Raw genomic sequence first — 26,785 nt, 5'->3', positions numbered from 1 at the left:
CGATGCGGCGTTTTTTTGCAGGCGTGGCGGCGTGCACCGCGGCTTCCGCCGCTTCGGCGGCGACGCCCGATGGCGCGACGCTCTCGGCGGCGTGGGGCATGCCGTTCGCCGGCGTTCTGTTGTCCATCGCCGTGTTTCCGCTCGTCGCACCGAAATTCTGGCATCACCATTTCGGCAAGATTGCAGCGGCGTGGACCATTGCGTTTCTCGCGCCGTTCGCGTTCGCGTTCGGCTCCGGCACGGCCGGCGGCGTGCTGGTCCACGCGCTGCTCGAAGAATACGTGCCGTTCATCATCCTGCTGGCGGCGCTCTATACGGTGGCGGGCGGTATCTGCGTGCGCGGCAATCTGCACGGGTCGGCGCGTCTCAATACCGGGCTGCTCGCGCTCGGCGCCGCGCTCGCGAGCATCATGGGCACGACCGGCGCGGCCATGCTGCTGATCCGTCCGCTTCTGCGCGCGAACGACAACCGCAAGCATGTCGTGCATGTGGTCGTGTTCTTCATCTTCCTCGTCGCGAACGCGGGCGGCTCGCTCACGCCGCTCGGCGATCCGCCGCTGTTCCTCGGCTTTCTCAACGGCGTCGGCTTTTTCTGGACGACGCTGCATCTCGCGCTGCCGATGATCTTCGTCTGCGTCGTGCTGCTCGCGGTTTTCTACGCGCTCGACCATCACTACTGGCGCACGCACGACGCGAAGCGCGCGTTTCTCGACCCGACGCCCGACACGCCGCCGCTCGGCATCGACGGCAAGATCAACTTCGCGCTGCTCCTGGCGATCGTCGCGCTCGTGTTGATGAGTGGCATCTGGAAGCCCGGCGTCGCATTTGATGTCTTCGGCACGCAAGTGCAGTTGCAGAATCTCGTGCGCGACGTGCTGCTCGCCGCCGTGCTGCTGGCGTCGCTCGTGCTCACGCCGAAAAGCGCGCGCGCCGGCAACGCGTTCGACTGGGCGCCGATCGCGGAAGTCGCGAAGCTCTTCGCGGCGATCTTCATCACCATCGCGCCGGTCATCACGATCCTGCGCGCGGGCGAGGCGGGCGCGTTCGCGCGCATCGTGCACGCGGTGTCGGATGCACAGGGCAAGCCGATCGACATCGCCTACTTCTGGGCAACGGGCCTCCTGTCCTCGTTTCTCGACAACGCGCCGACCTATCTCGTCTTCTTCAGTCTCGCGGGCGGCGATCCCCAGACACTCATGACCACCGACGCCACCACGCTCGCCGCCATTTCCGCAGGCGCGGTCTTCATGGGCGCGAACACGTATATCGGCAATGCGCCGAATTTCATGGTGAAGGCGATCGCCGAATCGCGCGGCGTGCGCATGCCGAGTTTCTTCGGCTACATGGCGTGGTCGGGCGCGGTCCTTCTGCCGCTATTCGCCGTTATGGGCTGGCTATTTTTCTAGGAGCAATCGATGAAGAAGGTACTTGTCGCGCGTCCCACGTTCCCCGATGTGATCGAGCGGCTCAAACAGTATTTCGATGTCGACGCGAACCCCGGCGACGTGCTCCCGCAAGACGAATTCGCGCGCCGTCTCGCCGATAAGGATGGCGCCTTCACAGCGGGCGAACGGGTCGGCGAGAAGGAGCTGGCGGGCGCGCCGAACCTGAAGGTGGTCGCCAACATGGCGGTCGGCTACAACAACTTCGACATGCATGCGTTCGACGCGCACGGCGTGCTCGGCACCAACACGCCGAACGTGCTGAACGAAACCACCGCCGATTTCGGCTGGGCGCTGATGATGGCGGCGGCGCGGCGCGTCACCGAGTCCGAGCACTATCTGCGCGCGGGCAAGTGGCAGAAGTGGTCCTTCGATTCGTTCCTCGGCGCGGACGTGTACGGCTCGACGCTCGGCGTGATCGGCATGGGGCGCATCGGCCAGGCGCTCGCGCGGCGCGCAATCGGTTTCAACATGCGCGTGATCTATCACAACCGCTCGCGCGTGGCGCCGGAGATCGAAGCGGAGCTGAACGCCGAATATGCGTCGAAGGAAGACTTGCTGAAGCGCGCGGATCATGTCGTGCTCGTCGTGCCTTACTCGAAGGAGAGTCATCACACGATCGCCGCGGCCGAGCTTGCGCTGATGAAGCCGACGGCCACGCTCACGAATATCGCACGCGGCGGCATCGTCGATGACGCGGCGCTGATCGTCGCATTGCGCGAGAAGCGCATCGCGGCAGCGGGCATCGACGTGTTCGAAGGCGAGCCGGACTTCGACCGCGATTTCCTCGCGCTCGACAATGTGGTGCTGACGCCGCACATCGCGAGCGCGACCGAAGGCACGCGCCGCGCGATGGCCAATCTTGCCGCCGACAATCTCATCGCGGCGCTGGGCGAAGGCCCGCGCGCCGGCAATCCGCCTAACCCGATCAATCCGGACGTACTGAAGAAATGACGCAACTGTTGGTTGGCGCGGTCGCCGTGCTGGCGATCGCGCTGGTGGCCGCGCTCATCGCGCTCGTCATGTCGATGCGGCGCAACTCGAACGCCGTGATCTTCGATGAATTCGAAGCGCTCACCGATCGCGTGAACGACATGGGCGAGGCCCACGCGCGCGCGCAGGAGCGGCTCGAACGCGGCTTGCGCGGCGATATCGCGGAGAGCGGGCGCGTGTCGCGCATGGAATCGCAAAGCGGCTTCGCGCAGTTCCATCAAACGCTGTCGACACAGCTCGCGAACACGTCGAGCGTGCAGAACGCGCAGTTCGACGCGCTCGCGCAGCAACTCGCGCAGCAAGGCCAGCAGGCGCGCGAGGATCAGGGCAATGCGTTGAAGCGCTTCGCCGATTCGGTGTCGCTGCATCTCGCGCAGTTGTCGGAAGCGAACGAGCGGCGGCTCGGCGAAGTGCGCGCGACGCTCGAAGCGCGCCTGAAAGACATCGAAGCGAACAACGCGACGAAGCTCGACGAGATGCGCAGAACCGTCGACGAAAAGCTGCACGCGACGCTCGAACAGCGGCTCGGTGAATCGTTCAAGCTGGTGTCGGACCGGCTGGAGCAGGTGCATCGCGGGCTCGGCGAGATGCAGACGCTCGCGGCCGGCGTCGGCGATCTGAAGAAGGTGCTCACCAACGTCAAGACGCGTGGCATCTGGGGCGAAGTGCAGCTCGAATCGCTGCTCGAACAACTACTCACGCCGGACCAGTACGCGAAGAACGTCGCGACGGTTCCGAACCGGGGCGAGCGCGTCGAATTCGCGATCAAGCTCCCGGGCCGGCACGACGCGCCGGGCTCACCGGGCGATGCCGCGACGCCCGTGTGGCTGCCCATCGACGCGAAGTTTCCGCGCGAGGATTACGAGCGTCTGATCGATGCGCAGGAACGCGCGGACCCGGTCGCGGTCGAGGACGCGTCGCGCGCGCTCGAAGGGCGGCTGCGCGCGGAGGCGAAGTCGATCGCGCAGAAGTACGTCGCGCCGCCTCATACGACGGACTTCGCGCTGCTCTTTCTGCCGACCGAAGGGCTCTATGCAGAAGTGCTGCGCCGTCCGGGTCTGAGCGATGCGTTGCAGCGCGAGTATCGCGTGAGCATCGCCGGGCCGACTACGCTGACCGCGATTCTCAACAGCCTGCAGATGGGGTTTCGCACGCTCGCGATCGAAAAGCGTTCGAGCGAGGTGTGGCAGGTGCTCGGCGCGGTGAAGACCGAGTTCGGCAAGTTCGGCGAAGTGCTGGCGAAGACGAAGTCGCAGCTCGAAACCGTCGCGCGCTCGATCGAAGCGGCGCAGACGCGCACGCGGCAAATGGGCAAGCGCCTGCGCGATGTCGAGGCGCTGCCGGGAGAACAGACTGCGGGGCTGTTGGGAGATGCGCTCAGCGATGCGTCGTCGCCCGAAGACGACGACGTCTGAGTCACCGGGCGAGGCGTTCGAGCGGCTCGCCCGTCACGCGCACGATGCGCCAGTCGGGCAGCACGTCGCGCCCATCTTTTCGTAGAAGTCGATTGCGTTCTGATTCCAGTCGAGCACCGACCACTCGAAGCGGCCGCACTGACGCTCGACCGCAAGCGTCGCGAGCTTCTTCAGCATCAGCGTGCCGAGACCGCTTCCGCGCATCGACGGACGCACGTACAGGTCTTCGAGATAAAGACCGCGCCTGCCGAGGAAGGTCGAGAAGTTCTGGAAGAAAAGCGCATAGCCGACGACTTCGCCTGCCTGCTCCGCGACGAGCGCTTCAGCGGCAGGGCGCGCGCCGAAGAGCGCATCGTGCACGCCTTCCTCAGTCGCGATGAACAGATGCGTGAGCTTCTCGAACTCGGCGAGCTCGTACATCAGGCCGAAAATCGCGGGGATGTCGGCGGGCGTGGCCGCGCGGATGTTGGCCGCGCTCATGCTTCCTCCGGCGCATCGGACAGCACGATCTCGATGCCGCCGAAACGCGACGCCACCCAGTTGTACGCGTGGCACGCGATCCACAGCAGGACGAAACCGAGAATCGCGTTCAGCAGCAGCGCGCTCGTGACGGTGCTCACTTCCACCGAGCCGAATCGGACGAACGCGACCACCACGCCGAGCAGCACGATCGGCACGCTGAAAGTCAGGTACACGAGGATCAGCGCCTTGGCGGTCTGCCCCGGTGCGATAAATGAGATCTGCTTTTTCATGAAAGGAAAGCCCCGTCTATCGATGTAGGAATGTTGGTCCTGGCGGCGCGTGCCGTGGCGTTCGGTCAGATCAGGCCGTCGAACGGCACGATCTCGACTTCGTCTCCGGCGTCGATGTCGCCGCGCGCGTGCTCCAGCACGATGAAGCAGTTCGCTTCGCTCATCGAACTGAGCACGCCGGAACCTTGCGGACCCGTGGTGACGACCTGAAAGCGACCGTCGTCGTTACGTGTGGCGATGCCGCGCTGGAACTCCGTGCGGCCCGCGCGCTTCTTTATCGGCTCGGCGCTGATCGCGCGGATCGCCGTGAGCGGCTGGCGCGTCGCGCCGGACATCGCCAGAAGCGCCTCGCGCACGATGAAGTAAAACGTCACCATCACGGCGACCGGATTGCCCGGCAAGCCGAAGAATAGCGCCGATTCGCCCGTTCCCGCGCGCACGCCCGACCACAGGCGGCCGAAGGCGAGCGGCCGTCCGGGGCGCATCGCGATCTTCCAGAAGGCGACGTCGCCGAGCGAATTCATCAGTTCGCGCGTGAAGTCCGCATCGCCGACCGAGACGCCGCCCGAGCTGATCACGACATCCGCGCGTTCGGTTGCCTCGCGCAACGCCTTTTCGAGCGATGCACGGTCGTCGCGCACGATGCCGAGATCGACGGTGTCGACGTTCAGACGCTTGAGCATCGCAAAGAGCGTGTAGCGGTTGCTGTCGTAAAGGCTGCCCGGGCTCAGCGTTTCGCCGACCGAGCGCAATTCGTCGCCCGTCGAGAAAAACGCAACGGTGAGGCGCTTGTGGACAGACACCTCGCCGATGCCGAGCGACGCGAGCAGGCCGAGATCCGACGCGCGCACGATACGGCCCGCGATGAGCGCAGGCTTGCCTTTCGCGAGATCTTCGCCCGACAGGCGGCGATTCTGGCCGGCGCGGATTGCGGCGGTGGAGAAGCGGATCGCGTCGCCTTCGCGGGTCACGAGTTCCTGCGGCACGACGGTGTCGCAGCCCGGCGGAATCAGCGCGCCCGTCATGATGCGCACACATTGGCCCGCGCCCGGCGCGGCATCGAATGGCCGTCCGGCGAGCGCGGCGCCCGCGACGGTGAGCCCCAGCGTTGCAGCGCCGCCCGCGAGCGCCTCGCCGGCGAACGCGTAGCCGTCCATTGCGGAATTGTCGAAGGCGGGCACGTCGATGGGGGAGATCACGTCCTCGGCGAGCACGCGATCGAGCGCGTCGTGCAAGCCTACGCGCTCAATCTGCGCGTCCCGGGTGCGCGGCGTGGCCCATTGACGAACGATTTCCTGCGCCGCGACGACGGGCAGCGCGTTCGGATCGTAATGGGCGACGCAGGCGGAGAATTCCTTGGACGTGGTCATGAATCGGCGTGGATCGCGGCCGGAGCCCGGCGAAGAAGCAGCCGCGAGGCCGCGCGGTGATTGAGCGCCCGACGTCGGATGGCCGCTACGGCGGAATCGCGCGAACAATCGGGTTGCAACGGTCGGGTTACGAGTCAGCGGGGTTCCAGCTCGACCAGCTGCTGTAAATCGTTGATATTGTAAAACGCGCGTTCGTCGTGAAATTGGACTTCCGCCGCCGTGTGGCGCGCGTACCACGCGCGGACTTTGCGTTCCCCCGCGTCGAGCCAGGCGTCGAGATCATCGGCGAGCGAGGTTTGCAAGAGCGCGAAGACCGGATGCGCCATGACATCACCGGAGGCGTCGATCGTTGCGGCATAGGCAATGCTCGCGCGCTTTGCATCGAGTGCGTGCATCAGCGCGGCGCCGAGATGTTCGTCGACGAACGGGGCATCGCATGGCGCGATCAGCAAGAACTCGGTCGTCGCGGCGCGCAATGCGGCGGCGATGCCGGCCAGCGGTCCGGGAAAATCGGCGCGTGTGTCTGCGATGACGCGCGCGCCGAACGCCGCGCCAAGGCGCGCGTAGTCGTCGAGGGAACGATTCGCGCTGATCAGCACCGCGGCCGCCTGAGGCGCGACGCGCCGTATCACATGCAGCGCGAGCGGCTCGCCGCGAAACGGCTGCATGCCTTTGTCGATGCCGCCCATGCGCGAGCCGCGTCCGCCCGCGAGCACGAGCGCAGTGACATTCGAGGATGAATGAACGTTCAGCACGAGCGATCCGCCGCGCTCAGCCGCCGATGTACGACATCTCGACGCGCGGCGCGTCCTCGCGCGACGGCGCCGATGCGCCACCGCGCAATTGCGAATAACGGTCGCCGCGCGCTTCCCAAATGCGCGCGATGGCGGTTCCGACTTCCTCGTCGCTCGCGCCGCCGCGGATCAGGCCGCGCAGATCGTGACCGGATACCGCGAAGAGGCACAGATAGAGCTTGCCTTCCGTCGACAGCCGCGCGCGCGTGCAGTCGCCGCAAAACGCGCGCGTGACGCTGGAAATCACGCCGATTTCACCGCTGCCGTCGCGATAGCCCCAGCGTTGCGCCGTTTCGGCGGCCGTGTGCGCTTCGAGCGGGTCGAGTGGAAAATGCGCGTCGATACGCTCGACGACTTGCGCCGACGGCAACACTTCGCTCATGTTCCAGCCGTTCGATGCCCCGACATCCATATATTCGATGAAGCGCAGGGCGGCGCCGCTGCCTTTGAAGTGGCGTGCCATCGGCACGATTTCCTGGTCGTTCGTGCCGCGCTTCACGACCATGTTGATCTTGATCGGATCGAGACCGGCGGCTTGCGCCGTTTCGATGCCGTCCAGCACGTCGGCGACCGCGAAATCGGCGTCGTTCATGCGGCGAAAGAGGGCGTCGTCGAGGGCGTCGAGACTGACGGTGACGCGCGAGAGACCCGCGTCTTTCAATGAACGCGCCTTGCGCGCGAGGAGCGAGCCGTTCGTCGTCAGCGTCAGATCGAGCGGGCGGCCTTCCGGCGTGCGCAGAAGCGCGAGCCGTTCGATCAGGAATTCGATGTTCTTGCGCAACAGCGGCTCGCCGCCCGTGAGACGAATCTTTTCGACGCCGTGCGCGACGAACACGCGCGCGAGCCGCTCGATTTCCTCGAACGAGAGCAAGGCGGCGTGCGGAAGGAACTGGTAGTCCTTGTCGAACACTTCGCGCGGCATGCAGTACACGCAGCGGAAGTTGCAGCGGTCCGTCACCGAGATGCGCAGGTCGCGCAGCGGGCGCGCGAGCGTGTCCGTGAGCAGCCCGGACGGCGACGTCACGGCGCCGGAAAGGTCCGGAATCGAGCTGACATCGGCCAAGGGGATGATGCGTCGGGACATGATGACTCGGGGCTCGCCTCGGCCGCTATGGCCTTGTTCGAATGATGATTGAATCGTCCCATTTTAGCGGAACCGCGCGGTCCGGGGCATTGGGACGCAGCGACACGGCGTCCCGGTTTTCCCGCGGTTTCGTCCAATTTCGATGGAGCAATGAAAAACGCCATCGATTCGAAAATCGATGGCGTCGTCTGACTGCCGCCGGATCGCCGAAGCGACCCGGCTCGCGCGTTCACGCTCAGTGGATGCTCTTGCTGGTTTCCACTTGCTGCATCGGCGCGGTGTCGGCCGGGGGGAGCGGCTTGCGCTCGCGCGGCACGCGCACCGGCGCCGGTTCGCGCGCGGCGGCGGCGTTCGCGTCGCGCAGCTTGCCTTCGTCCGTGTTTACCCAGACGAGGCCTGCGCGCTCAAGCATCGGCTCAAGGGCGGTGACCGCAATCGGCGTCGAAGTCGCGGGCGCGGCGGGTGCGGCCGCCTTCACCGGCTCCGAAACGACGGCGACCGGCTCATGAGCCGCGACCGGCGCTTGCACTTCCGTGCGCTCGACCGGCTTCACCGGCTCGACGGCAGTCGCTTCGGGCGTCGGCGCGACCGCGGCGGTTTTCACAGGCTCGGCCGCTTCGGCGGGTTCCGTAGCGGCGACGGGCGCCGCAGCCGGAACTTCTTCGGCAGGCTGGACCTGCGCTTCGACAGCGGCGGGCTTTGGCTCGTCCGTCACGACAGGTGCGGGCGCCGGCGCGAACGGATCGGCCGTCTGCGGCTCGGCGGCCTTCGGCGACGAGCCGAACGGATTCTCGACCGCAGGCGCCGGGGCCGCCTTCTCGAAGAGATCGAACGTCGTCGGCTCGGGCGTTTGCGCTTTTAGTTCGAACGGCTCTGCTTCGGCGGCCCTGGCAACCGGTGCTTCCTCGGCTGCGGCGGGCGCTTGCTCCTGCGGCTTCGCTGCGACCGGCTGCGCGATCGGCTCGACAACAGGCTGCTCGGCCGGCTGCGAGGCGGCAGGGCGTGCTTCGCGACGTGCGGCCGCTTCCTGCGCGGCTTCGGCGTCGAATACGCCGGCTTGTGCCGAGACGCTTTCCGCCGCGCCTTCCGCTTCCGCGACATCGGCTGCGTGATTCACGGTCATGCCATCGTCATCGCGATCGCGACGGCCGCCACGACGGCCACGGCGACGGCGGCGGCGTTCTTCGCCTTCACGCGCGGCAGCGCTTTGATCGGCGGTCAGCGCGTCGATGCCGGACTCTTGCGCTTCGGCGTTGGCTTGCGGCGCGTCGACGAACTCCGAAGGTACCGTTTCGCCTTGCGTCAGCGCCTCGACGGCGGCTTCCGGTTGCGGCTTGCGGCGCTCGCCACGTTCAGCGCGTTCCGGACGTTCAGCACGTTCAGCACGTTCGCCCCGGTCCGGACGTTCGCGGCGTTCCTGACGCTCGCCAGCTTCCGGACGTGCGGCGCGTTCCGCGTTGCGATCGCGCGGCTCACGTGCCTCGCGCGGTTCACGCGGCTCGCGTGCCTCACGCGGTTCCCGTGTTTCACGCGGCTCGCGCGCTTCACGCGGCTCACGAACCTCACGCAGTTCACGTCCTTCACGGCCGCCACGTGCCTCGCGATCTTCACGGCGCGCACCTTGGCGGCCCGTGCCATTGGCACCCGCCGTCGCGCTGGCTGCGGCGCCTTCACGACCGGCGCCGCCGCCACGGCGGTTGCGGTTGCGATCACCGCCACCCGGGCGCTCGCCGCGCTCGCGCTGCGGACGCGTGGCCGGTTGCACTTCGACCGGCGCCGGAGCGGGCGTCGCCGCAGGTTGAATGCCGAACAGATTCTTGATCCACGCGATGAAACCGCCGCTCGCCGGCACGGGCGCAGGAGCGGGTGCGGCTTCGACAGGCGCGGGCTTGACCGGCGCGCTCGGCGCGGGCTTTTCGGGCGTGATGCCCTTCACGGCCGCTTCCTGCTTCGGCTTCACTTCTTCGGTGCGCTTGCTGTAGCCCGTTTCCGATTCCAGCTCGCTCGCCGCTTCGACGGCCATCTTCCACGAGGCGCGCGGTTCGTCGAGGCGCGCATCGTCGTGACGCAGACGTTCCAGCTTGTAATGCGGCGTTTCGAGATGCTTGTTCGGGATCAGAACGACGTTGACCTTGAAGCGCGACTCGATCTTGTTGATTTCCGAGCGCTTCTCGTTCAGCAGGAAGGCGGTCACCTCGACCGGCACCTGGCAATGGATTGCCGCGGTGTTTTCCTTCATCGCTTCTTCCTGAATGATCCGCAGTACTTGCAGCGCGGACGATTCGGTATCGCGGATATGGCCGGTGCCGTTACAGCGCGGGCACGTCACATGGCTGCCTTCCGACAGCGCCGGACGCAGACGCTGACGCGACAGTTCCATCAGCCCGAAGCGCGAAATCTTGCCCATTTGTACGCGCGCGCGGTCGTGCTTCAACGCGTCTTTCAGGCGCTGCTCGACTTCGCGCTGGCTCTTGGCCGATTCCATGTCGATGAAATCGATCACGATCAGCCCGCCCAGATCGCGCAGACGAAGCTGGCGCGCGACTTCGTCGGCGGCTTCGAGATTGGTGCGCGTCGCGGTTTCCTCGATGTCCGCGCCCTTGGTCGCGCGCGCCGAGTTCACGTCGATGGCGACGAGCGCCTCGGTGTGATCGATCACGATCGCGCCGCCCGAGGGCAGCGGCACCGTACGCGAGTACGCGGTCTCGATCTGATGCTCGATCTGGAAGCGCGAGAAGAGCGGCACGTCGTCGTGATAGCGCTTCACCTTTTGCAGGTTGTCGGGCATCACGATATCCATGAAGGCGCGTGCCTGATCATGGATTTCGGTCGTGTCGATGAGGATTTCGCCGATATCCGGCTGGAAATAGTCGCGAATCGCCCGGATGACGAGGCTCGACTCGAGATAGATGAGCATCGGCTGGCCGCCGACGCCGCTCTGCGACGCGGCTTCGATCGCGCGCCACAGTTGCATCAGGTAATTCAGGTCCCACTGGAGCTCTTCCGCCGAACGGCCGATACCCGCCGTGCGCGCGATGATGCTCATGCCGTCCGGCAGTTCGAGCTGCGACATGGTTTCGCGCAGTTCCTGCCGCTCGTCGCCTTCGATCCGGCGCGACACGCCGCCGCCGCGCGGGTTGTTCGGCATCAGGACGAGATAGCGGCCGGCCAGCGAGATGAACGTGGTCAGCGCCGCGCCCTTGTTGCCGCGCTCTTCCTTTTCGACCTGAACGATGAGTTCCTGGCCTTCACGAAGCGCGTCCTGAATGCGCGCGGAGCGCATCTCGACGCCGTCGCGGAAATACTGGCGGGCGACTTCCTTGAAGGGCAGAAACCCGTGGCGGTCCTCGCCGTAGTTGACGAAGCACGCTTCGAGCGACGGCTCGATGCGGGTGACGACGCCCTTGTAGATATTGCCTTTGCGCTGTTCGCGCCCGGCGGTTTCGATGTCGATGTCGATGAGCTTCTGCCCATCGACGATGGCGACGCGCAATTCCTCTTGCTGCGTCGCGTTAAACAGCATGCGTTTCATGAAACGGCTCCAGAGCAGCTCCGTCCCCCTCGTCAGGCGAATCGGCGTCGGTGATCGAAATTCGCGATCACGCGCACGAAGCGGGAAGGTGGGCGTGCCACGCTTTTTGTGTGTTGTCACAAAGCACGCTGGAGCGGGACTTCTGGCGGGAGAATTGCCGAAAGCAGGCGCGCGGCGAGTGAGCCGGCCGCGCCGTGGGGCACATGCGAACTATCGAAAAGACGCCGACGCGGCAGTCTGCGCGGCGGAGGATGCACGGCGGCGCCGCGGCTTCTCGCGTCTCAAATTTGACGCGCCAAACCCAAGGGCGCTCTTGCAACAGAGCCTGTTTCCTCCCGACGGCAGCAGCAAGGCGGGACGGTATCGTGCAGGGCCGCCCAATGCTTCGCGGTGCTGCGTCACCAACCTGCATCTTGCGGCCTGACCGCGCCGGCATGACCGCGGGCTTTTCAGCCGCCAGCGGTTCGTCCGTGTCTCGCCTCTTTGCGACGCTTTGTTTCGTATCGCGCTTCGCAGCAATCAGCGCAGCAGCGATTCACGTCGTCGATGGTTCGCAATCCGGCGAGCTGCGATTTACCCGTTTCTCCCGCGCGATGCAGGGCCGATTCGGGCGGGCGTTTGGCTTGGTTGCCGGGCGCCGTCGCTTCTCGCCGATAAAATTCTTTTTGACCAAAAATCCGTTACCGGCGGCGATCGACTCGACCGAACGCGCCTGTGGGCTCCGTCCCTGCCGGTGATATCGCCGTGCGTGCAACTCGTTGCTCTTCGAATCCGGGTGAGCAACCGACCTTGGGCGCAAGTAAAATGATGGTTTATCGCTTGCACCTCAACAGTCTGATCAATTACGGCCGCTGCTTGATCCTAAGCGTCGACCTTTTCAGGCTGCTCGCAAATTATATTCAGAATGAATGAGTTAGGCAAAACATCCCATAAACGGGTCGCAAGCGAGCAGGTGTCGATGATCGAAGTCGACGAGAACGCAGCCGGTCAGCGAATCGACAATTTTTTGCTGCGCGTCTGCAAAGGCGTCCCGAAAAGCCATATCTACCGGATTCTGCGCAGCGGCGAAGTGCGCGTGAACAAAGGCCGAATCGACGCGGCGTACCGGCTCGAACTGGGCGATCTCGTGCGCGTCCCGCCGATCCGCACGGCGCAAGCCGACGAGGCGCCGGTGTCGTCGAACGCGCCCGCGGCCGAGTTTCCGATCATTTTCGAGGACGACCACCTGATCGTCATCGATAAACCTTGCGGCGTCGCGGTGCATGGCGGCAGCGGCGTCGCGTTCGGCGTTATCGAGCAGCTTCGCAATGCGCGGCCCCACGCGAAATTCCTCGAACTGGTGCATCGGCTCGATCGCGAGACGTCCGGCGTGCTCATGCTCGCGAAAAAGCGTTCGGCGCTCGTCGATCTGCACGAGCAGATTCGCGAAAATCGCGTCGACAAGCGTTATTACGCGTGCGGGCACGGCGAATGGCAAGCCGATTGGGGCCGCCGGCGCATCGTGAAGGCGCCGCTGCACAAGTACGTCGCGGCGGACGGCGAACGGCGCGTGCGGATTCAGGAAAACGGGCTGCCGTCGCATACGGTCTTCAATCTGATCGAGCGCTGGCGCGACTACGCGTGGGTCGAGGCGGAACTGAAGACCGGCCGCACGCATCAGATTCGCGTGCATATGGCGAGCATCGGCCTGCCGATTGCGGGCGACGCCAAATACGGCGACTTCGCGTTGAACAAGGAACTCGCGCGTTCGAGCGCGAGACCGTCCCTCAAGCGCATGTTTCTGCACGCTTATCGACTGAAAATCACGCACCCGGCGACGGGCGAGCCGTTGCAGTTCGAGGCGCCGCTGCCGGCCGAATGCAAACGCTTCATCGAGCAACTCAAAAACCAAGAGACACCATAAATGGCGCGGCAGCAATTCGATCTGATCGTTTTCGACTGGGACGGCACGCTGATGGATTCGACCGCCCACATCACGCGCAGCATTCAGGCCGCATGCCGCGACTTGGGACTTCCGGTGCCGGCGGATGAATCCGCGAGTTACGTGATCGGCCTCGGGCTCAAGGACGCGCTGCAGATCTGCGCGCCGACGCTCGACCCGTCGGAGTATCCGCGCCTCGCGGAGCGCTATCGTTTCCATTTCCTGACGATGGGCCAGAAGACTGAGCTTTTCGACGGCGTGCGCGAGCTTTTGCACGAGCTGCGGGATCTCGGCTACTTTCTCGCGGTCGCGACGGGCAAGAGCCGCGTCGGGCTGAATCGCGCGCTTGACGAATCGCGGCTCACCAGCCTTTTCGACAGCACGCGCTGCGCCGACGAAACCTTCTCGAAGCCGCATCCCGCGATGCTCCAGGAACTCACGCGCCAGCTCGGTCAGGATCTCGCGCGCACGGTGATGATCGGCGACACGACGCACGACCTGCAAATGGCGATCAACGCCGGCGCGGCGGGCATCGGCGTGGGCTACGGCGCGCATCCGGCAGATTCGCTCATGGCGCTCGAGCCGCAGTTCTGCGCGGACAGCGTCGCCTCGCTCGCGGGCTGGCTGCGGGAGCACGCATGAGCGAGCCGGTGCGGGATGCCGTGCGCGTTTGCGCGTCCGATGAACTCGTCGATGGCGGCGCGGGCGTTCGCCTGCCGGCGAAAGAGGCGAGCGGCGAGGCCGTCGTGTTCTTCGTGCGCTACGACGGCAAGCCATACGGCTATCTGAACCGCTGCGCGCACGTGCCGATGGAGCTCGACTGGAACGAGGGCCAGTTCTTCGAAAGCTCGGGCCTATACTTGATGTGCGCCACCCACGGCGCGATCTACGAGCCCGAAAGCGGCAAATGCGTCGGCGGTCCATGCCGCGGCGCGCGGCTTCGGCCCGTGACGGTGGAAGAGCGCGACACGCCGGAAGGCCGCGCGGTCTTCTGGCTGCCCGACGACGCGCTGCGCCCCGCCTGATTCCTTCTCACGACACATAACAACGCATGTCCGACGACCTTCCGCCGCGCCGCAACGACAATTGGGAGCGCGACGCGCTCGAACGCATCGCGCTCGCCGCGATCCGCGAGCAGCGCGCCGCGCGGCGCTGGCGCATCTTCTTCCGCTTCGTGTTTCTCGCGGTGATCGCGCTGATCGCATGGGGCGTGTTCGATTTCACCGGCGATCGCGTCGCGAAAGCGGGCAAGCACACCGCGCTCATCGATCTGCAAGGCGAAATCGCCGCAAACAGCGATGCGAGCGCCGACAATATCGACGCCGCGCTGCGGAGCGCGTTCGAGGACGAGAACACGGCGGGCGTGATCCTACGCATCAACAGCCCGGGCGGCAGTCCGGTGCAGGCGGGCATCATCAACGGCGAGATCAGGCGGCTGCGCGTCAAGCATCCGAAGACGCCGCTCTACGTCGTCGTCGACGACATGTGCGCGTCGGGCGGCTATTACGTCGCGGCGGCGGCGGACAAGATTTACGTCGATCGCGCGAGCATCGTCGGTTCGATCGGCGTGCTGATGGACGGTTTCGGCTTCACCGGGCTGATGGACAAGCTCGGCATCCAGCGCCGCATGCACACGTCCGGCGCGAACAAGGGCGCCTTCGATCCGTTTTCGCCCGAATCACCGGCGATGAACGCGCACGCGCAGGAAATGCTCGATCAGATCCACACGCAGTTCATCGACGCGGTGAAGCTCGGGCGCGGCAAACGTCTGAAGGATGATCCGCAGCTCTTCTCCGGCATGTTCTGGACCGGTGAGAAGAGCGTCGAGCTCGGTCTCGCCGACGGTTTCGGCGACGCCAGCTACGTGGCGCGCGAAATCATCAAGCAGCCGGACATCGTCGATTATTCGCAGAAGGAGAGCATCAGCGAGCGCGTGGTGCGGCGCTTCGGCGCGTCGGTGGGCGATGCCGCCGTGCGCGCGCTTACGCCCGGCGGCAAGCCGCAACTGCGCTGATCGCTACGACGCGAGCAGCAGGAAGATCGCCGGGCGCTTGTGCAGTTCCGGCGCCGCCTGCTTCTTCCAGTCCGCCGCCGTGCGCGTGACGATGGTTTCGCCCGGCAGCGTCAGATCGACGGCGACGCAAATCAGCGTCGATGGCGCGCAAGTGGCGATGAGCGTGTCGAGCATCGCCTTATTGCGATAGGGCGTTTCGATGAAAATCTGCGTCTGATTGGCTTTGCGCGACAGTTGCTCCAGCTCGCGCAGGCGCTTGCCGCGCTCGTTGGCATCGACGGGCAGATAACCGTTGAACGCGAAGCTTTGGCCGTTCATGCCCGAGGCCATCAGCGCGAGCAGAATCGAGCTCGGTCCGACGAACGGCACCACTTTCACGCCGCGCTGATGCGCGCGCCGCACGAGCAGCGCGCCCGGATCGGCGACGGCAGGGCAACCGGCTTCGGAAACCAGACCCGCATTGGTGCCGGCGAGGATCGGCGCAAGCAGCTTGTCGATTTCCGCGGGCGGCGTTTTCACGTTCAGTTCGCGCACCTCGATTTCCTGAATCGGGCGTTCCGTTCCGACTTTCTTCAGAAAGGCGCGCGTCGTTTTCGCGTTCTCGCCGATGTAATACGCGAGCGCGGCTGCCTGCGCGCGCACCGGCTCGGGCAAAACGTGCGCGAGCGCGTCGGCGTCCCCTTCGCCGAGCGTGTTGGGGATCAGGTACAGAACGCCGCTCATGCGCCCCCCAGAACCGGATATCCGGCGTTTGCGAGCATGCCGGTCAGCGCGATCAGCGGCAAACCGATGAGCGCAGTCGGGTCGTCGGATTCGATGGCTTCCAGCAGCGCGATGCCGAGGCCCTCGGCCTTTGCGCTGCCAGCGCAGTCGTACGGTGTTTCCGCGCGCAGATAGGTTTCGATCTGCGCGTCCGAATAGCGGCGAAAGCGAACGCGCGTGACGATATCGGCGGATTGCGCAATGCCCGTGCGGCTATCGAGCAGGCACAGCGCGCTGTGGAATTCGACGCCGCGGCCGCGCATCGCCTGAAGCTGCGTGACGGCTTTTTCGTGCGTGCTGGGCTTGCCGAGCTGCTTTCCGTCGAAGGTCGCGACCTGATCGGAGCCGATCACGAGCGCGCCCGTGCCGCCCTCGATGCGTCCAGCCGCCGCGCGTGCCTTGGCGATCGAGAGCCGCACGGCGGTTGCTTCGGGTGTTTCGCCGTCGAGCGGCGTTTCATCGATGTCTGGCGTGACGACATCGAAGGGAATGCGCAGGCGTGCCAGCAATTCGCGCCGGTAGGGCGAGCTGGATGCCAGAATCAGGGGCGGCGGCGTGTTTGAAGCGTCGGACATAGATGAGTCAGCAAGAATGAATGTAAAAACGACAGGCGGCGGGCCGGTTCTTAAGTGTTTGACTCGAAAGAACAAAGCCGATATGATTTTGGGCTTTTCATCGGTGCGTGCGCTTGCAGGTCTTTGCGTCCGGCGCTGGTGGACCCGGTGAAAGCCGCTCAGAACCGCATCGCGCTCAGTACGAGTGCGGCATAAATGCAGCACGAATGCCGGTGCGATGCAAATTCGGGCAAGCCACGCCTGCCTCAATGCGGCGTCGCGGTGCATACTGAACGCTCACCGGAAGCACTAACCCAGCAAGGTCAAGCAGGGAGCGCACATGACTCAGAATCCTGGCAAACCTGTGAGCCCCGCCGATCTGCGCGCGCTCGACATTTACGAATTCGCCGAGAGCGGCAGGCAGGCGGCCGGCGCGCTGCGTATATCGCAGATGCCGCGCATGTTAGCCGAAGTGCCGGCAGATGTGCCAGATCGCGACGCCGTGTTCACCTGGCAGGGCGAGGGCTCGACCCAGCCGGAACTGCAGGACGACGGCACGGACGCGCCGCAGCCTTATCTGCGCCTCGCGGTGCACGGCTCGGTGTGGCTCACGTGCCAGCGCTGTCTTCAGCCGTATTCGCAACATCTCGATGTGGATGCAACGTATCGGATCGTGGCGACGGAAGAAGAAGCGGACGAATATCCGCTCGACGACGATGAAGTGGAAGTGATCGTAGGCTCGCGCCAGTTCGATCTCGTCGACTTGATCGAAGAGGAATTGCTGTTGTCGTTGCCGCTCGTGCCGAAGCACAACGTCTGCCCCGAGGTGCATGAAAGCCTGCTCCCGGCCAGCGACGAGGGCGAGGCGGCGGCGGGCGGCGAGCAAGAAGTAGAGAAACCGAATCCGTTCGCCGTGCTGGAGAAGCTCAAATCGAGCGATCCGGACGGCAAGAAGCATTGATGTAGCGAAAGCGGGGAAGTATCCGCCGAACGCGAACTCCCGCTTCAGGCGGTGGGCCATACGGCCCTGAAGTTCCTCCGTGAACGCGGAGATGGACCTCTCTCCCTGTGTTAGAATTCGCAAAATTTTTCTGGAGTAATCATGGCAGTTCAGCAAAACAAGAAGTCGCCGTCGAAGCGCGGCATGCACCGTTCCCACGACTTCCTGACGGGCGCTCCGCTGGCCGTCGAGCCGAGCACGGGCGAAGTGCATCTGCGTCACCACGTAAGCCCGAACGGCTACTATCGTGGCAAGAAAGTCGTCAAGACGAAGAACGACTAAGCGTTCAGCAGCGCTTGACGCGCCTGTCGGAACCGTTCTGCGGGCGCCCGGGCGCAACTCGCTCTTGACACTTTCCCGGTACGACGAGAAGGCGGCATTTCACTGCCGCTTTTTTGTGCCCGAAATTCGTCGCGTTCCATGACTGTAAAGATAACCATCGACTGCATGGGAGGCGACCACGGCCCGGCCGTGACCGTTCCCGCTGCCGTCAGTTTCGTGCGCTCGCATCCCGACGCACACCTCATGCTCGTCGGTCTCGAGCAGCCCATCCGCGCGCAACTGAAGAAGTCGAAGGCTCTCGACGAGCCTCGTCTGACCGTCGTTCCTGCAAGCGAAGTCGTCGCGATGGACGATCCCGTCGAAGTCGCGCTGCGCAAGAAAAAAGATTCGTCGATGCGCGTCGCGCTCAACCTCGTGAAGGAAGGCGAGGCGCAGACGTGCATTTCCGCCGGCAATACCGGCGCGCTCATGGCGGTGTCCCGGTATGTGCTGAAAACGCTCGCCGGCATCGAACGTCCCGCCATCGCGTTCGCGATGCCGAGCCAGAAGGGCTACACCACCGTTCTCGATCTGGGCGCCAACGTCGATTGCGAACCCGGGCATCTGCTGCAGTTCGCTGAAATGGGCCACGCGCTCGTGGCGGCGATCGAAGGCCGTGAGCGGCCCACCATCGGCCTGCTCAATATCGGCGAAGAAGTCATCAAGGGCAACGAAACGATCAAGCGCGCGGGCGAGCTGTTGCGCGCGAGCACGCTCAACTTCTACGGCAACGTGGAAGGCAACGACATCTATAAAGGCACGACGGATGTGGTCGTGTGCGACGGCTTCGTCGGCAATGTCGCGCTGAAGACCTCCGAAGGTCTCGCGAAGATGCTCGCCGACATCATAAAGGAAGAGTTCAGCCGCAACTTCGCTTCCAAGCTGATGGCGCTCGTCGCGTTGCCCGTTCTCAAGCGTTTCAAGAAGCGCGTTGATCCCGCGCAATATAACGGCGCCGCGTTGCTCGGCCTGCGCGGGCTCGTGATCAAAAGTCACGGCTCGGCCGAGGCCTTCGGGTTTGAGTGGGCTATCAAACGCGGGTATGATGCCGTCAAAAATGGCGTGCTCGAGCGCCTGGTGCGCGCGATGGAAGAGAACGCGCCCGCCGCGCCCGACGTTCCCGGCATCGCGGCTGAACAGCCCGCCGTACAGCCGAACCCGCCGGACCAACCCGGTACTGCGCTACATTCGAAGGCATAATGGCTCAATCCAATCTTTACTCTCGCGTGCTGGGCACCGGCAGCTTCCTGCCGTCCGAGCGCGTCACGAATCAGGACTTGGCGGACCGTCTCGCGAAGCAGGGCGTCGAGACGAGTGACGAATGGATCGTCGCGCGCACCGGCATTCACGCGCGTCACTTCGCGGCGCCGAATCAAACCACCAGCGACCTCGCGCTCATCGCTTCGCAGAAGGCGATCGAAGCAGCCGGCATCGATCCTCAGTCGATCGATCTGATCATCGTCGCGACCTCCACGCCGGACTTCGTTTTCCCGAGCACCGCGTGTCTGTTGCAGAACAAGCTCGGCATCAGGAACAACGGCGCGGCCTTCGACTTGCAGGCCGTGTGCTCCGGTTTCGCGTACGGCGTCGCGACGGCGGACAGCTTCATTCGCAGCGGCCTGAACCGCACGGCGCTCGTCGTCGGCGCGGAAACGTTCTCGCGCATTCTCGATTTCAACGACCGCACCACCTGCGTGCTGTTCGGCGACGGCGCGGGGGCGGTCGTGCTGCAGGCGTCCGAAGAGCCGGGCGTGCTGTCGAGCGCGCTGCATGCGGACGGCAGCTATTCCGACATTCTCTGCACGCCGGGCAACGTCAACGGCGGCGTGGTCGAAGGCACCGCGTTTCTGCACATGGACGGGCAGGCCGTGTTCAAGCTCGCGGTCAACGTGCTCGAAAAGGTCGCGCTCGAAGCGCTCGACAAGGCGAAGCTCACGGCTGAAGACATCGACTGGCTGATTCCGCATCAGGCCAATATCCGCATCATGCAGAGCACCGCGCGCAAGCTGCGCCTGCCGTCCGAGCGCATGGTCGTGACGGTCGGCGAGCACGGCAACACGTCGGCGGCCTCGATTCCGCTCGCGCTCGACGTCGCCGTGCGCGACGGCCGCATCAAGCGCGGCGACAACGTGCTGATCGAAGGCGTGGGCGGCGGCTTCACGTGGGGCGCGTCGGTCATTCGCTACTGATCGTTATCGATTCCCTCTATTCATTCGCAACTGATCCCACTTCATCGCCGACCCCGCGCGCTCGCGTAGCGCGCGGTCCGTGAAGGCATCGCGGATCATTCCAATCAACGAGGACGATATGAAATTTGCGTTCGTTTTTCCCGGACAAGGCTCGCAGTCGATCGGCATGCTGGGCGCATTCGCCGACCACGCCATCGTGCGCGAGACCGTGCAGCAGGCCTCCGATGCGCTCGGCCAGGATCTCGGCAAGCTGATCGCCGAAGGCCCCGCGGAAGAACTCAACCTGACGACGAACACGCAGCCCGTCATGCTGACGGCGGCCTACGCGATCTACCGCGTGTGGGAAAAGGAAACGGGCCTCGCGCCCGCCATCGTCGCGGGTCATAGCCTGGGCGAATACACCGCGCTCGTCGCGGCCGGCGCGCTCGCATTCGCCGACGCGGTGCCGCTCGTGCGCTTTCGTGCGCAGGCGATGCAAAGCGCCGTGCCGGTCGGCGTGGGCGGCATGGCCGCGATCCTCGGCCTCGACGACGACACCGTGCGCGCGGTCTGCGCTGAAGCGTCGTCGGCGGGCGTGGTCGAAGCGGTGAACTTCAATGCGCCCGCGCAAGTGGTCATCGCGGGCAGCAAGGCCGCTGTCGAGAAGGCATGCGAAGTGGCGAAGGCGAAGGGCGCGAAGCGCGCGCTGCCGCTGCCGGTTTCCGCGCCGTTCCACTCGTCGCTGCTCAAGCCGGCGTCGGATCAGTTGCGCGACTATCTCGCGAAAGTCGAGATCCAGGCGCCGCGGATTCCGCTGATCAATAACGTCGATGTCGCCGTGGTCTCCGATCCCGCCGCGATCAAGGACGCGCTCGTGCGTCAGGCCGCCGGTCCGGTGCGCTGGGTCGAGTGCGTGCAGGCGATGGCGAAGGACGGCGTCACGCACGTCATCGAATGCGGTCCGGGCAAGGTGCTCGCGGGTCTGACGAAGCGCATCGACGGCACTCTCGTCGGCGGTTCGATCTTCGATCCGGCATCGCTCGAAGAGACGCGCAAACTGATCGCTGGCTAGGGACGAGAGGGACGAGAACATGAGCCTGGAAAACCAAGTAGCAATCGTCACGGGCGCGTCGCGCGGCATCGGGCGCGCGATCGCGCTCGAGCTCGCGAAGCAGGGCGCGACGGTCATCGGCACGGCGACGAGCGAAAGCGGCGCGGCCGGCATCGGCGAAGCATTGCAGCAGGCGGGCGCGAAGGGCCGCGGCGCGGTGCTGAACGTGAACGATGCGGCGTCGAGCGACGCGTTCATCGACTCCATCGTGAAGGAATTCGGCGGCCTGAACATCCTCGTGAACAATGCGGGCATCACGAAAGATCAGCTCGCGATGCGCATGAAGGACGACGAATTCGACGCCGTCATCGACACGAACCTGCGCGCGGTCTTCCGTCTGTCGCGCGCCGTGCTGCGCCCGATGATGAAGGCGCGCGGCGGGCGCATCATCAACATCACGTCGGTGGTCGGTTCGTCGGGCAATCCGGGGCAGGCCAACTATGCGGCGGCGAAGGCCGGCGTCGCGGGCATGACGCGCGCGCTCGCGCGTGAAATCGGCAGCCGTGGCATCACGGTGAATTGCATCGCACCGGGTTTCATCGACACCGACATGACGAAGGTGTTGCCGGAAGAGCAGCGCACCGCGCTCACCGCGACTATCCCGCTTGGCCGACTGGGCGCGCCCGAAGATATCGCGCATGCTGTGGCTTTCCTCGCATCGCCGTTTGCCGGCTATATCACCGGCACGACGCTGCATGTGAACGGCGGCATGTACATGTAAGGCCTTAATAGGCATTTCACCGAAATTCGCTTAATATCCGCGCCGGGACGGGCGCGCAAAATGCTCAGACGAACATCGTGCGCACCGCGCCTGCGCGGCAGTGAAGAATTGATGCGAAGCCGCCCGCAGCCCTCTTGATGAAGGGCCTCGGACAGTGGAGCATGGAACTGACGCGCCGTATTTTGCGGGTTCAAACCTGATAAAATGCGCGCACTCGTATTTTTGAACTTTTTTCCCCTCGGAGGGCTGCATGGACAACATCGAACAGCGCGTGAAGAAGATCGTCGCCGAACAACTGGGCGTGGCGGAAGCCGAAATCAAGAACGAAGCATCGTTCGTGAACGATCTGGGCGCTGACTCGCTCGATACGGTCGAACTCGTCATGGCGCTGGAAGACGAATTCGGCATGGAAATTCCCGATGAAGAGGCCGAAAAGATCACCACGGTTCAGCAGGCGATCGACTACGCTCGCGCGAACGTCAAGGCCTGAGGCCGGACGCGCCAGCGACTCATCGCTCAACCAGCTTGAAGCATTCGTCGCTGCAGACCGATTTGACAGCCACAGGGCTCACAGGGCGGTTTCCTGTGGCCGCTGTGGCTTTTGTTTTTCGTCATTCTATGGATAAGGGGTTACCGTGAGCCGTCGTCGAGTTGTTGTTACAGGCCTGGGGCTCGTGTCGCCTGTCGGGAATACTGTTGCCGACGGCTGGGCCAATCTGGTCGCGGGCAAGTCGGGCATCGCCAATATCACGAAGTTCGACGCGACGAACTTCTCCACCCGTTTCGCCGGCGAGGTGAAGGGCTTCAATATCGAAGACTACATGCCCGCCAAGGAAGCGCGCCATATGGATACCTTCATCCATTACGGCTTCGCGGCGGGCGTTCAGGCCGTGCAGGACTCGGGCCTCGAAATCACCGATGAGAATTCGGAGCGCGTGGGCGTCGTGGTCGGCTCGGGCATCGGCGGGCTGCCGATGATCGAAATCACGCAGACCGAGCTGCTCAATCGCGGTCCGCGCCGCATTTCGCCGTTCTTCGTGCCCGCGTCGATCATCAACATGATCTCCGGTCATCTGTCGATCCGCTTCGGTCTGAAGGGCCCGAACCTGTCGATGGTCACGGCCTGCACCACCGGCCTGCACTGCATCGGCGAGGCGTCGCGCCTGATCGAATACGGCGACGCCGACGTGATGATCGCGGGCGGCGCGGAAGCAACCGTCTCGCCGCTCGGCATCGGTGGCTTCGCGGCGGCGCGCGCGCTGTCGCAGCGCAACGACGACCCGGCCACCGCCAGCCGTCCGTGGGATACGGACCGCGACGGCTTCGTGCTCGGCGAAGGCGCGGGCGTGATGGTGCTCGAAGAGTACGAGCATGCGAAGGCGCGTGGCGCAAAGATCTACGCGGAAGTGCTCGGCTACGGCATGAGCGGCGACGCGTATCACATGACCGCGCCGCCCGAAGACGGCGACGGCGGCCGCCGCGCGATGGTCAACGCGATGAAAAACGCGCGGATCAATGCCGACGAGGTCAACTACGTCAACGCGCACGGCACGTCGACGCCGCTCGGCGATATCGCCGAGACGATCGGCATCACGCGCGCGCTCGGCGATCAGGCGAAGAAGGCCGTCGTCAACTCCACCAAGTCGATGACCGGCCACCTGCTGGGCGGCGCGGGTGGCCTGGAGTCGGTGTTCACCGTGCTGGCGATCCACAATCAAGTGTCGCCGCCGACCATCAACATCTTCAACCAGGATCCGAAGTGCGACCTGGACTACTGCGCGAACACCGCGCGGGACATGAAGATCGACGTGGCGGTGAAGAACTCGTTCGGCTTCGGCGGCACGAACGGCTCGCTCGTCTTCAAGCGTCATCAATAAACGCGGCGCGCTCGTCGGATCGGGGTCGAAATGGCGAGCGCGTTCGTAGACCGGCCGCATGGCGATGGAAACGTCGCGATGCGGCCGTCGCGTTTTCTGACGAGCGCGATGCTCGGATTCGTGGGCGTGGCGAGCGCCTCGGTATTCCAGTGCGTTTTCGCGCACACGGAACACGCCGGACACGCGGCCGTGGCTTGCGCGGTGACGTTTGCGGCGCTCGGACTCGCGTCGTATCGATGGATGCGGGCGCAACCGGTTGCCATCGGCCTGCATCCGGACGGCCTCACGCTCCAGGCCCGCGACCGCGAAACGCGCCACATGCAGATCGCGGGATGCGCGCAATGGAGCAACCGACTGCTCGCGCTGACGCTTTGCGGCGTGCGCGGTCGCCGCGAAACGCTGCTCGTGCCGGCCGATTCCGTCGACGCCGGCACCTTCCGCCAGCTTGCCGTTCAGGCGCGCCGCGCCGCCGCTTCCCACCTGTAACGACTGTAACGGCGCATGAGCGTTCCGGTTGCCTTACAGGCGGTGACGCTACAATAGCCGTCCGCCCAACTTCCCCAAGCTAATCGGATTTCCCAGGTGAGTGAAAAAGAAATCGACCAATTGCTGGTCGAACGTGTCCAGAAGGGTGACAAGGCCGCGTTCGAACTGCTGGTCGCCAAATACCACCGCAAGATCATTCGACTGATCTCGCGCCTCGTGCGCGACCCCGCCGAGGTCGAGGACGTCGCCCAGGACGCCTTCATCAAGGCCTACCGCGCGCTGCCCCAGTTTCGCGGCGAATCGGCGTTCTATACATGGCTGTACCGGATTGCGGTCAACACCGCAAAGAATTACCTTGCGACCCAGGGCCGCCGCGCTCCCACTTCTACCGAAGCCGATGCTGAAGAAGCGGAAACTTTCTCAGACGCGGACCAACTAAGGGATATCAACACGCCCGAGTCGATGTTGATGAGCAAGCAGATCGCTCAGACGGTCAACGCCGCGATGGCGTTGCTGCCGGAGGAACTGCGCACCGCCATCACGCTCCGGGAAATTGAAGGACTGAGCTACGAAGAAATCGCCGAAATGATGAATTGCCCTATCGGCACCGTCAGATCGAGAATTTTCCGTGCTCGCGAAGCCATTGCGGCAAAATTGCGTCCGTTGTTGGACACTCCCGAGGGTAAGCGCTGGTAGGCGGCAATCCACGGGGCAGGGACGCGATATCTGGGTTAGTTGGTGTCACTACGGGGTGGGGTCAAAGATGGGGCGCATCATGGGGTCGGTCTCGATGCAAAATCAAACACAGGCGGGTTCGCGCAGCGAACGCATGTCGGCGTTCGTCGACGGTGAATCGCTCGACGAGATTGGCAGCATCAGCCAGTTTCTCGCCGAACTGAAAAGCGACGAACGCGCGGCGTGGTCGCAATATCATCTGATCGGCGACGCCCTGCGCTCCGACGATCTCGCGGTCAGCCCGGCGCGCAGCAGCGCATTCATGGCCGCATTCTCCGAACGTTTCGAAGCCGAAGCGCATGTCCTCGCGCCGGCGGCGCTGCCCGCAGCGGCGTCGAAACCGCGTGGCGGCATGCTGCGCCGTCGCGTGATGCCGGCCTTCGCGGTGGCTGCGGCCGCCGCGACGCTGACGTGGATCGTCGTGCCGCAACTGCAAGGCGTGGACAGCCGTTCCGGCGCGCAGGTGGCGAGCGTTGCACCGGCGGCGGATTCGATGCAGCGCGTCGCGATGGCGTCCGTGCCGGCTGCGACTACGCGCGCGCCGATCGTCGAGGCGAACATCATCCGCGACGCCAGTCTCGACCAGTACCTCGAAGCGCATCAGCAGTTCTCTCAACAGCCTGTGATGCCCGGTTCCATGCCCTTGATTCGCGCCGCGGCTACATCGCAAGGTCAATAATTTGATGCCGAGTGTGCGGTTGAATAAAACGAACTATTGGGGGCGGCTGCCGGCATTGATGCTCTGCGCAGCCGCGTTGTTGACGGCGGTATCGAGCGCGTTCGCTCAGGGAGACGATCCCGCCGCTGTCCGCAAGACTGCCGCAAGCCTGCTCAACCGCATTCACGAAGCGGCCCAGCAGCAAAATTACGAAGGCACCTTCGTCTATCAGCGCGGCGCGACGGTTCAGTCGTCGCGCATTACGCATGTCGCCACGCGCGGCGACGGCGAATACGAATCGCTCGAAAGTCTCGACGGCGCGCCCCGCAAGATGCTGCGCCACGACGACGACATGTTCACATTCGTCCCCGAACGGCATTTGCTCGTGGTCGAGCATCGGCAAAACCGGGATTCGTTTCCGGCATTGCTCGCGACGAGCGGCGATCAGGTGTTGTCCAACTACGAGCCGAAGCTGCTGGGCAACGACCGCGTCGCGGGCGTGGACAGCCAGGTAATCGAGCTCGACCCCAAAGATTCTTATCGTTTCGCCTACAAGCTCTGGGCCGACGCCAAAACCGGGTTGCTGCTGCGCGCGCAGACGCTCGATCCGGACGGTCAGGTGCTCGAGCAGTTGTCGTTCTCGCAGGTGCGCATCGGTGGGCCGGTCGACAAGGCGCCCATTGCGAACGGTATCCGCAGCACGTCGGGATGGACCATCGTGCGGCCGCCGGTGCAGCCAGTGGACATGGAAGGACAGGGCTGGCAACTGACGCCCAATATCGCGGGCTTTCGCAAGATCCGCGAGCTGCGCCGCCCGATGGCGTCGAGCAAGCAAGGCCAACCGCCGATCCCGGTCGATCAGGCCGTGTTCTCGGACGGTCTCGCCACGATCTCCGTCTTCGTCGAGCCGGTGGAGAAAAATACGCGCAAGGAAGGCGCGGGCAACAGCGGCGCCACGCATGTGCTGGTGAAGCGCCGCGGGGATTTCTGGATCACCTTGCTGGGTGAAGTGCCGCAAGCCACATTGCAGCAATTTGCTTCTACCATAGAATACAAGCCTTCCAAGTAATCCCGT

27 protein-coding genes and 1 pseudogene are annotated in these 26,785 nt (G+C 64.7%); 20 read left to right on the top strand and 8 right to left on the bottom strand.

Annotation, left to right across the window (positions count from 1 at the left end):
- Positions 1-2: 2 nt before the first annotated feature.
- Genes AWB75_RS10545 through AWB75_RS10535 form a run of 3 tightly spaced genes read left to right on the top strand, consistent with a single transcriptional unit; the run spans position 3 to position 3,850 of the window.
- Entirely contained in the window at positions 3-1,406 is a 1,404-nt protein-coding gene (locus AWB75_RS10545; protein WP_061124071.1) for a sodium:proton antiporter, read from the top strand.
- Between the two features lie 9 nt (positions 1,407-1,415).
- Positions 1,416-2,396: a 2-hydroxyacid dehydrogenase gene (locus AWB75_RS10540; RefSeq protein WP_061124016.1), complete on the top strand. Its 981-nt coding sequence runs from the start codon at positions 1,416-1,418 to the stop codon at positions 2,394-2,396.
- Entirely contained in the window at positions 2,393-3,850 is a 1,458-nt protein-coding gene (locus AWB75_RS10535; RefSeq protein ID WP_061124015.1) for a DNA recombination protein RmuC, read from the top strand. The genes AWB75_RS10540 and AWB75_RS10535 overlap by 4 nt, the downstream gene beginning before the upstream one ends.
- 1 nt (position 3,851) lies before the next feature.
- Here the strand turns inward: AWB75_RS10535 and AWB75_RS10530 are convergent.
- The 6 genes and pseudogenes from AWB75_RS10530 to AWB75_RS10505 all read right to left on the bottom strand — a co-directional run bounded on the left by AWB75_RS10530 (position 3,852) and on the right by AWB75_RS10505 (position 11,382).
- Positions 3,852-4,330, bottom strand: a pseudogene (locus tag AWB75_RS10530) (N-acetyltransferase family protein).
- Positions 4,327-4,602, bottom strand: a complete 276-nt coding sequence (locus tag AWB75_RS10525; protein ID WP_061124014.1) for a hypothetical protein — start codon at positions 4,600-4,602, stop codon at positions 4,327-4,329. The pseudogene AWB75_RS10530 and the gene AWB75_RS10525 overlap by 4 nt, the downstream one beginning before the upstream one ends.
- A gap of 65 nt (positions 4,603-4,667) precedes the next feature.
- The gene (gene moeA / locus AWB75_RS10520; RefSeq protein ID WP_061124013.1) at positions 4,668-5,972 is read right to left on the bottom strand and encodes a molybdopterin molybdotransferase MoeA; all 1,305 of its coding nucleotides are present in this window, start codon (positions 5,970-5,972) and stop codon (positions 4,668-4,670) included.
- Positions 5,973-6,106: 134 nt separating this feature from the next.
- Positions 6,107-6,661: a molybdenum cofactor guanylyltransferase MobA gene (mobA, locus tag AWB75_RS10515; RefSeq protein WP_235012059.1), complete on the bottom strand. Its 555-nt coding sequence runs from the start codon at positions 6,659-6,661 to the stop codon at positions 6,107-6,109.
- 82 nt (positions 6,662-6,743) lie between these two features.
- Positions 6,744-7,850, bottom strand: coding sequence for a GTP 3',8-cyclase MoaA (gene moaA, locus AWB75_RS10510; RefSeq protein WP_061124012.1), 1,107 nt, complete (start codon positions 7,848-7,850; stop codon positions 6,744-6,746).
- Between the two features lie 235 nt (positions 7,851-8,085).
- Positions 8,086-11,382 carry an Rne/Rng family ribonuclease gene (locus AWB75_RS10505; protein ID WP_061124011.1) on the bottom strand — a complete coding sequence of 1,099 codons (3,297 nt, stop codon included), beginning with the start codon at positions 11,380-11,382 and terminating at the stop codon, positions 8,086-8,088.
- A 434-nt stretch (positions 11,383-11,816) separates the two neighbouring features.
- Between AWB75_RS10505 and AWB75_RS36980 the strand changes: the two genes are divergently transcribed.
- The 5 genes from AWB75_RS36980 to AWB75_RS10485 all read left to right on the top strand — a co-directional run bounded on the left by AWB75_RS36980 (position 11,817) and on the right by AWB75_RS10485 (position 15,317).
- Entirely contained in the window at positions 11,817-12,119 is a 303-nt protein-coding gene (locus tag AWB75_RS36980; protein ID WP_143746420.1) for a hypothetical protein, read from the top strand.
- Between the two features lie 167 nt (positions 12,120-12,286).
- The gene (locus AWB75_RS10500; protein WP_061124010.1) at positions 12,287-13,285 is read left to right on the top strand and encodes an RluA family pseudouridine synthase; all 999 of its coding nucleotides are present in this window, start codon (positions 12,287-12,289) and stop codon (positions 13,283-13,285) included.
- Positions 13,286-13,945, top strand: a complete 660-nt coding sequence (locus tag AWB75_RS10495) for an HAD-IA family hydrolase (RefSeq protein ID WP_061124009.1) — start codon at positions 13,286-13,288, stop codon at positions 13,943-13,945.
- A complete protein-coding gene (locus AWB75_RS10490) occupies positions 13,942-14,328 on the top strand; it encodes a Rieske (2Fe-2S) protein (protein ID WP_061124008.1) in 387 nt (128 codons plus the stop codon). The genes AWB75_RS10495 and AWB75_RS10490 overlap by 4 nt, the downstream gene beginning before the upstream one ends.
- Positions 14,329-14,354: 26 nt before the next feature.
- Positions 14,355-15,317: a S49 family peptidase gene (locus AWB75_RS10485; RefSeq protein WP_061124007.1), complete on the top strand. Its 963-nt coding sequence runs from the start codon at positions 14,355-14,357 to the stop codon at positions 15,315-15,317.
- A gap of 3 nt (positions 15,318-15,320) precedes the next feature.
- Here the strand turns inward: AWB75_RS10485 and AWB75_RS10480 are convergent, their stop codons facing one another.
- A complete protein-coding gene (locus AWB75_RS10480) occupies positions 15,321-16,040 on the bottom strand; it encodes an SAM-dependent methyltransferase (protein WP_061124006.1) in 720 nt (239 codons plus the stop codon).
- On the bottom strand, positions 16,037-16,654 hold the full coding sequence (locus AWB75_RS10475; RefSeq protein ID WP_061124005.1) for a Maf-like protein: 618 nt from the start codon (positions 16,652-16,654) through the stop codon (positions 16,037-16,039). Before AWB75_RS10475 ends, AWB75_RS10480 begins: the two co-directional genes overlap by 4 nt.
- 319 nt (positions 16,655-16,973) lie before the next feature.
- Here AWB75_RS10475 and AWB75_RS10470 point away from each other — a divergent pair, with 319 nt between their 5' ends.
- The 12 genes from AWB75_RS10470 (at position 16,974) to AWB75_RS10415 (ending at position 26,779) form a co-directional block, all read left to right on the top strand.
- Complete coding sequence (locus AWB75_RS10470) at positions 16,974-17,594, top strand: DUF177 domain-containing protein (RefSeq protein WP_061124004.1); 621 nt, start codon at positions 16,974-16,976, stop codon at positions 17,592-17,594.
- Between the two features lie 141 nt (positions 17,595-17,735).
- Entirely contained in the window at positions 17,736-17,915 is a 180-nt protein-coding gene (gene rpmF / locus AWB75_RS10465) for a 50S ribosomal protein L32 (RefSeq protein WP_014191965.1), read from the top strand.
- A gap of 138 nt (positions 17,916-18,053) precedes the next feature.
- On the top strand, positions 18,054-19,154 hold the full coding sequence (gene plsX, locus AWB75_RS10460) for a phosphate acyltransferase PlsX (RefSeq protein WP_061124003.1): 1,101 nt from the start codon (positions 18,054-18,056) through the stop codon (positions 19,152-19,154).
- A complete protein-coding gene (locus tag AWB75_RS10455) occupies positions 19,154-20,143 on the top strand; it encodes a beta-ketoacyl-ACP synthase III (RefSeq protein ID WP_061124002.1) in 990 nt (329 codons plus the stop codon). Before plsX ends, AWB75_RS10455 begins: the two co-directional genes overlap by 1 nt.
- Positions 20,144-20,261: 118 nt before the next feature.
- Positions 20,262-21,194, top strand: coding sequence for an ACP S-malonyltransferase (gene fabD, locus AWB75_RS10450; protein ID WP_061124069.1), 933 nt, complete (start codon positions 20,262-20,264; stop codon positions 21,192-21,194).
- A 19-nt stretch (positions 21,195-21,213) separates the two neighbouring features.
- Positions 21,214-21,954: a 3-oxoacyl-ACP reductase FabG gene (gene fabG, locus AWB75_RS10445; RefSeq protein WP_061124001.1), complete on the top strand. Its 741-nt coding sequence runs from the start codon at positions 21,214-21,216 to the stop codon at positions 21,952-21,954.
- Between the two features lie 250 nt (positions 21,955-22,204).
- Positions 22,205-22,444: an acyl carrier protein gene (gene acpP / locus AWB75_RS10440; RefSeq protein WP_004197638.1), complete on the top strand. Its 240-nt coding sequence runs from the start codon at positions 22,205-22,207 to the stop codon at positions 22,442-22,444.
- A 145-nt stretch (positions 22,445-22,589) separates the two neighbouring features.
- Positions 22,590-23,831: a beta-ketoacyl-ACP synthase II gene (gene fabF / locus AWB75_RS10435; protein ID WP_061124000.1), complete on the top strand. Its 1,242-nt coding sequence runs from the start codon at positions 22,590-22,592 to the stop codon at positions 23,829-23,831.
- A 30-nt stretch (positions 23,832-23,861) separates the two neighbouring features.
- Positions 23,862-24,317 carry a protein YgfX gene (locus AWB75_RS10430; RefSeq protein ID WP_235012055.1) on the top strand — a complete coding sequence of 152 codons (456 nt, stop codon included), beginning with the start codon at positions 23,862-23,864 and terminating at the stop codon, positions 24,315-24,317.
- A 96-nt stretch (positions 24,318-24,413) separates the two neighbouring features.
- Entirely contained in the window at positions 24,414-25,013 is a 600-nt protein-coding gene (rpoE, locus tag AWB75_RS10425) for an RNA polymerase sigma factor RpoE (protein WP_016345879.1), read from the top strand.
- Between the two features lie 79 nt (positions 25,014-25,092).
- On the top strand, positions 25,093-25,731 hold the full coding sequence (locus tag AWB75_RS10420; protein WP_061124067.1) for a sigma-E factor negative regulatory protein: 639 nt from the start codon (positions 25,093-25,095) through the stop codon (positions 25,729-25,731).
- 4 nt (positions 25,732-25,735) lie between these two features.
- Positions 25,736-26,779, top strand: a complete 1,044-nt coding sequence (locus tag AWB75_RS10415; RefSeq protein WP_061124066.1) for a MucB/RseB C-terminal domain-containing protein — start codon at positions 25,736-25,738, stop codon at positions 26,777-26,779.
- Positions 26,780-26,785 lie beyond the last annotated feature (6 nt).

The sequence above is a fragment of the Caballeronia catudaia genome (assembly GCF_001544755.2).
GTDB classification, from domain to species: domain Bacteria; phylum Pseudomonadota; class Gammaproteobacteria; order Burkholderiales; family Burkholderiaceae; genus Caballeronia; species Caballeronia catudaia.
The sequence above is the reverse complement of the archived record's forward strand: the minus strand, read 5'-3'. Positions and strand labels throughout refer to the sequence as shown.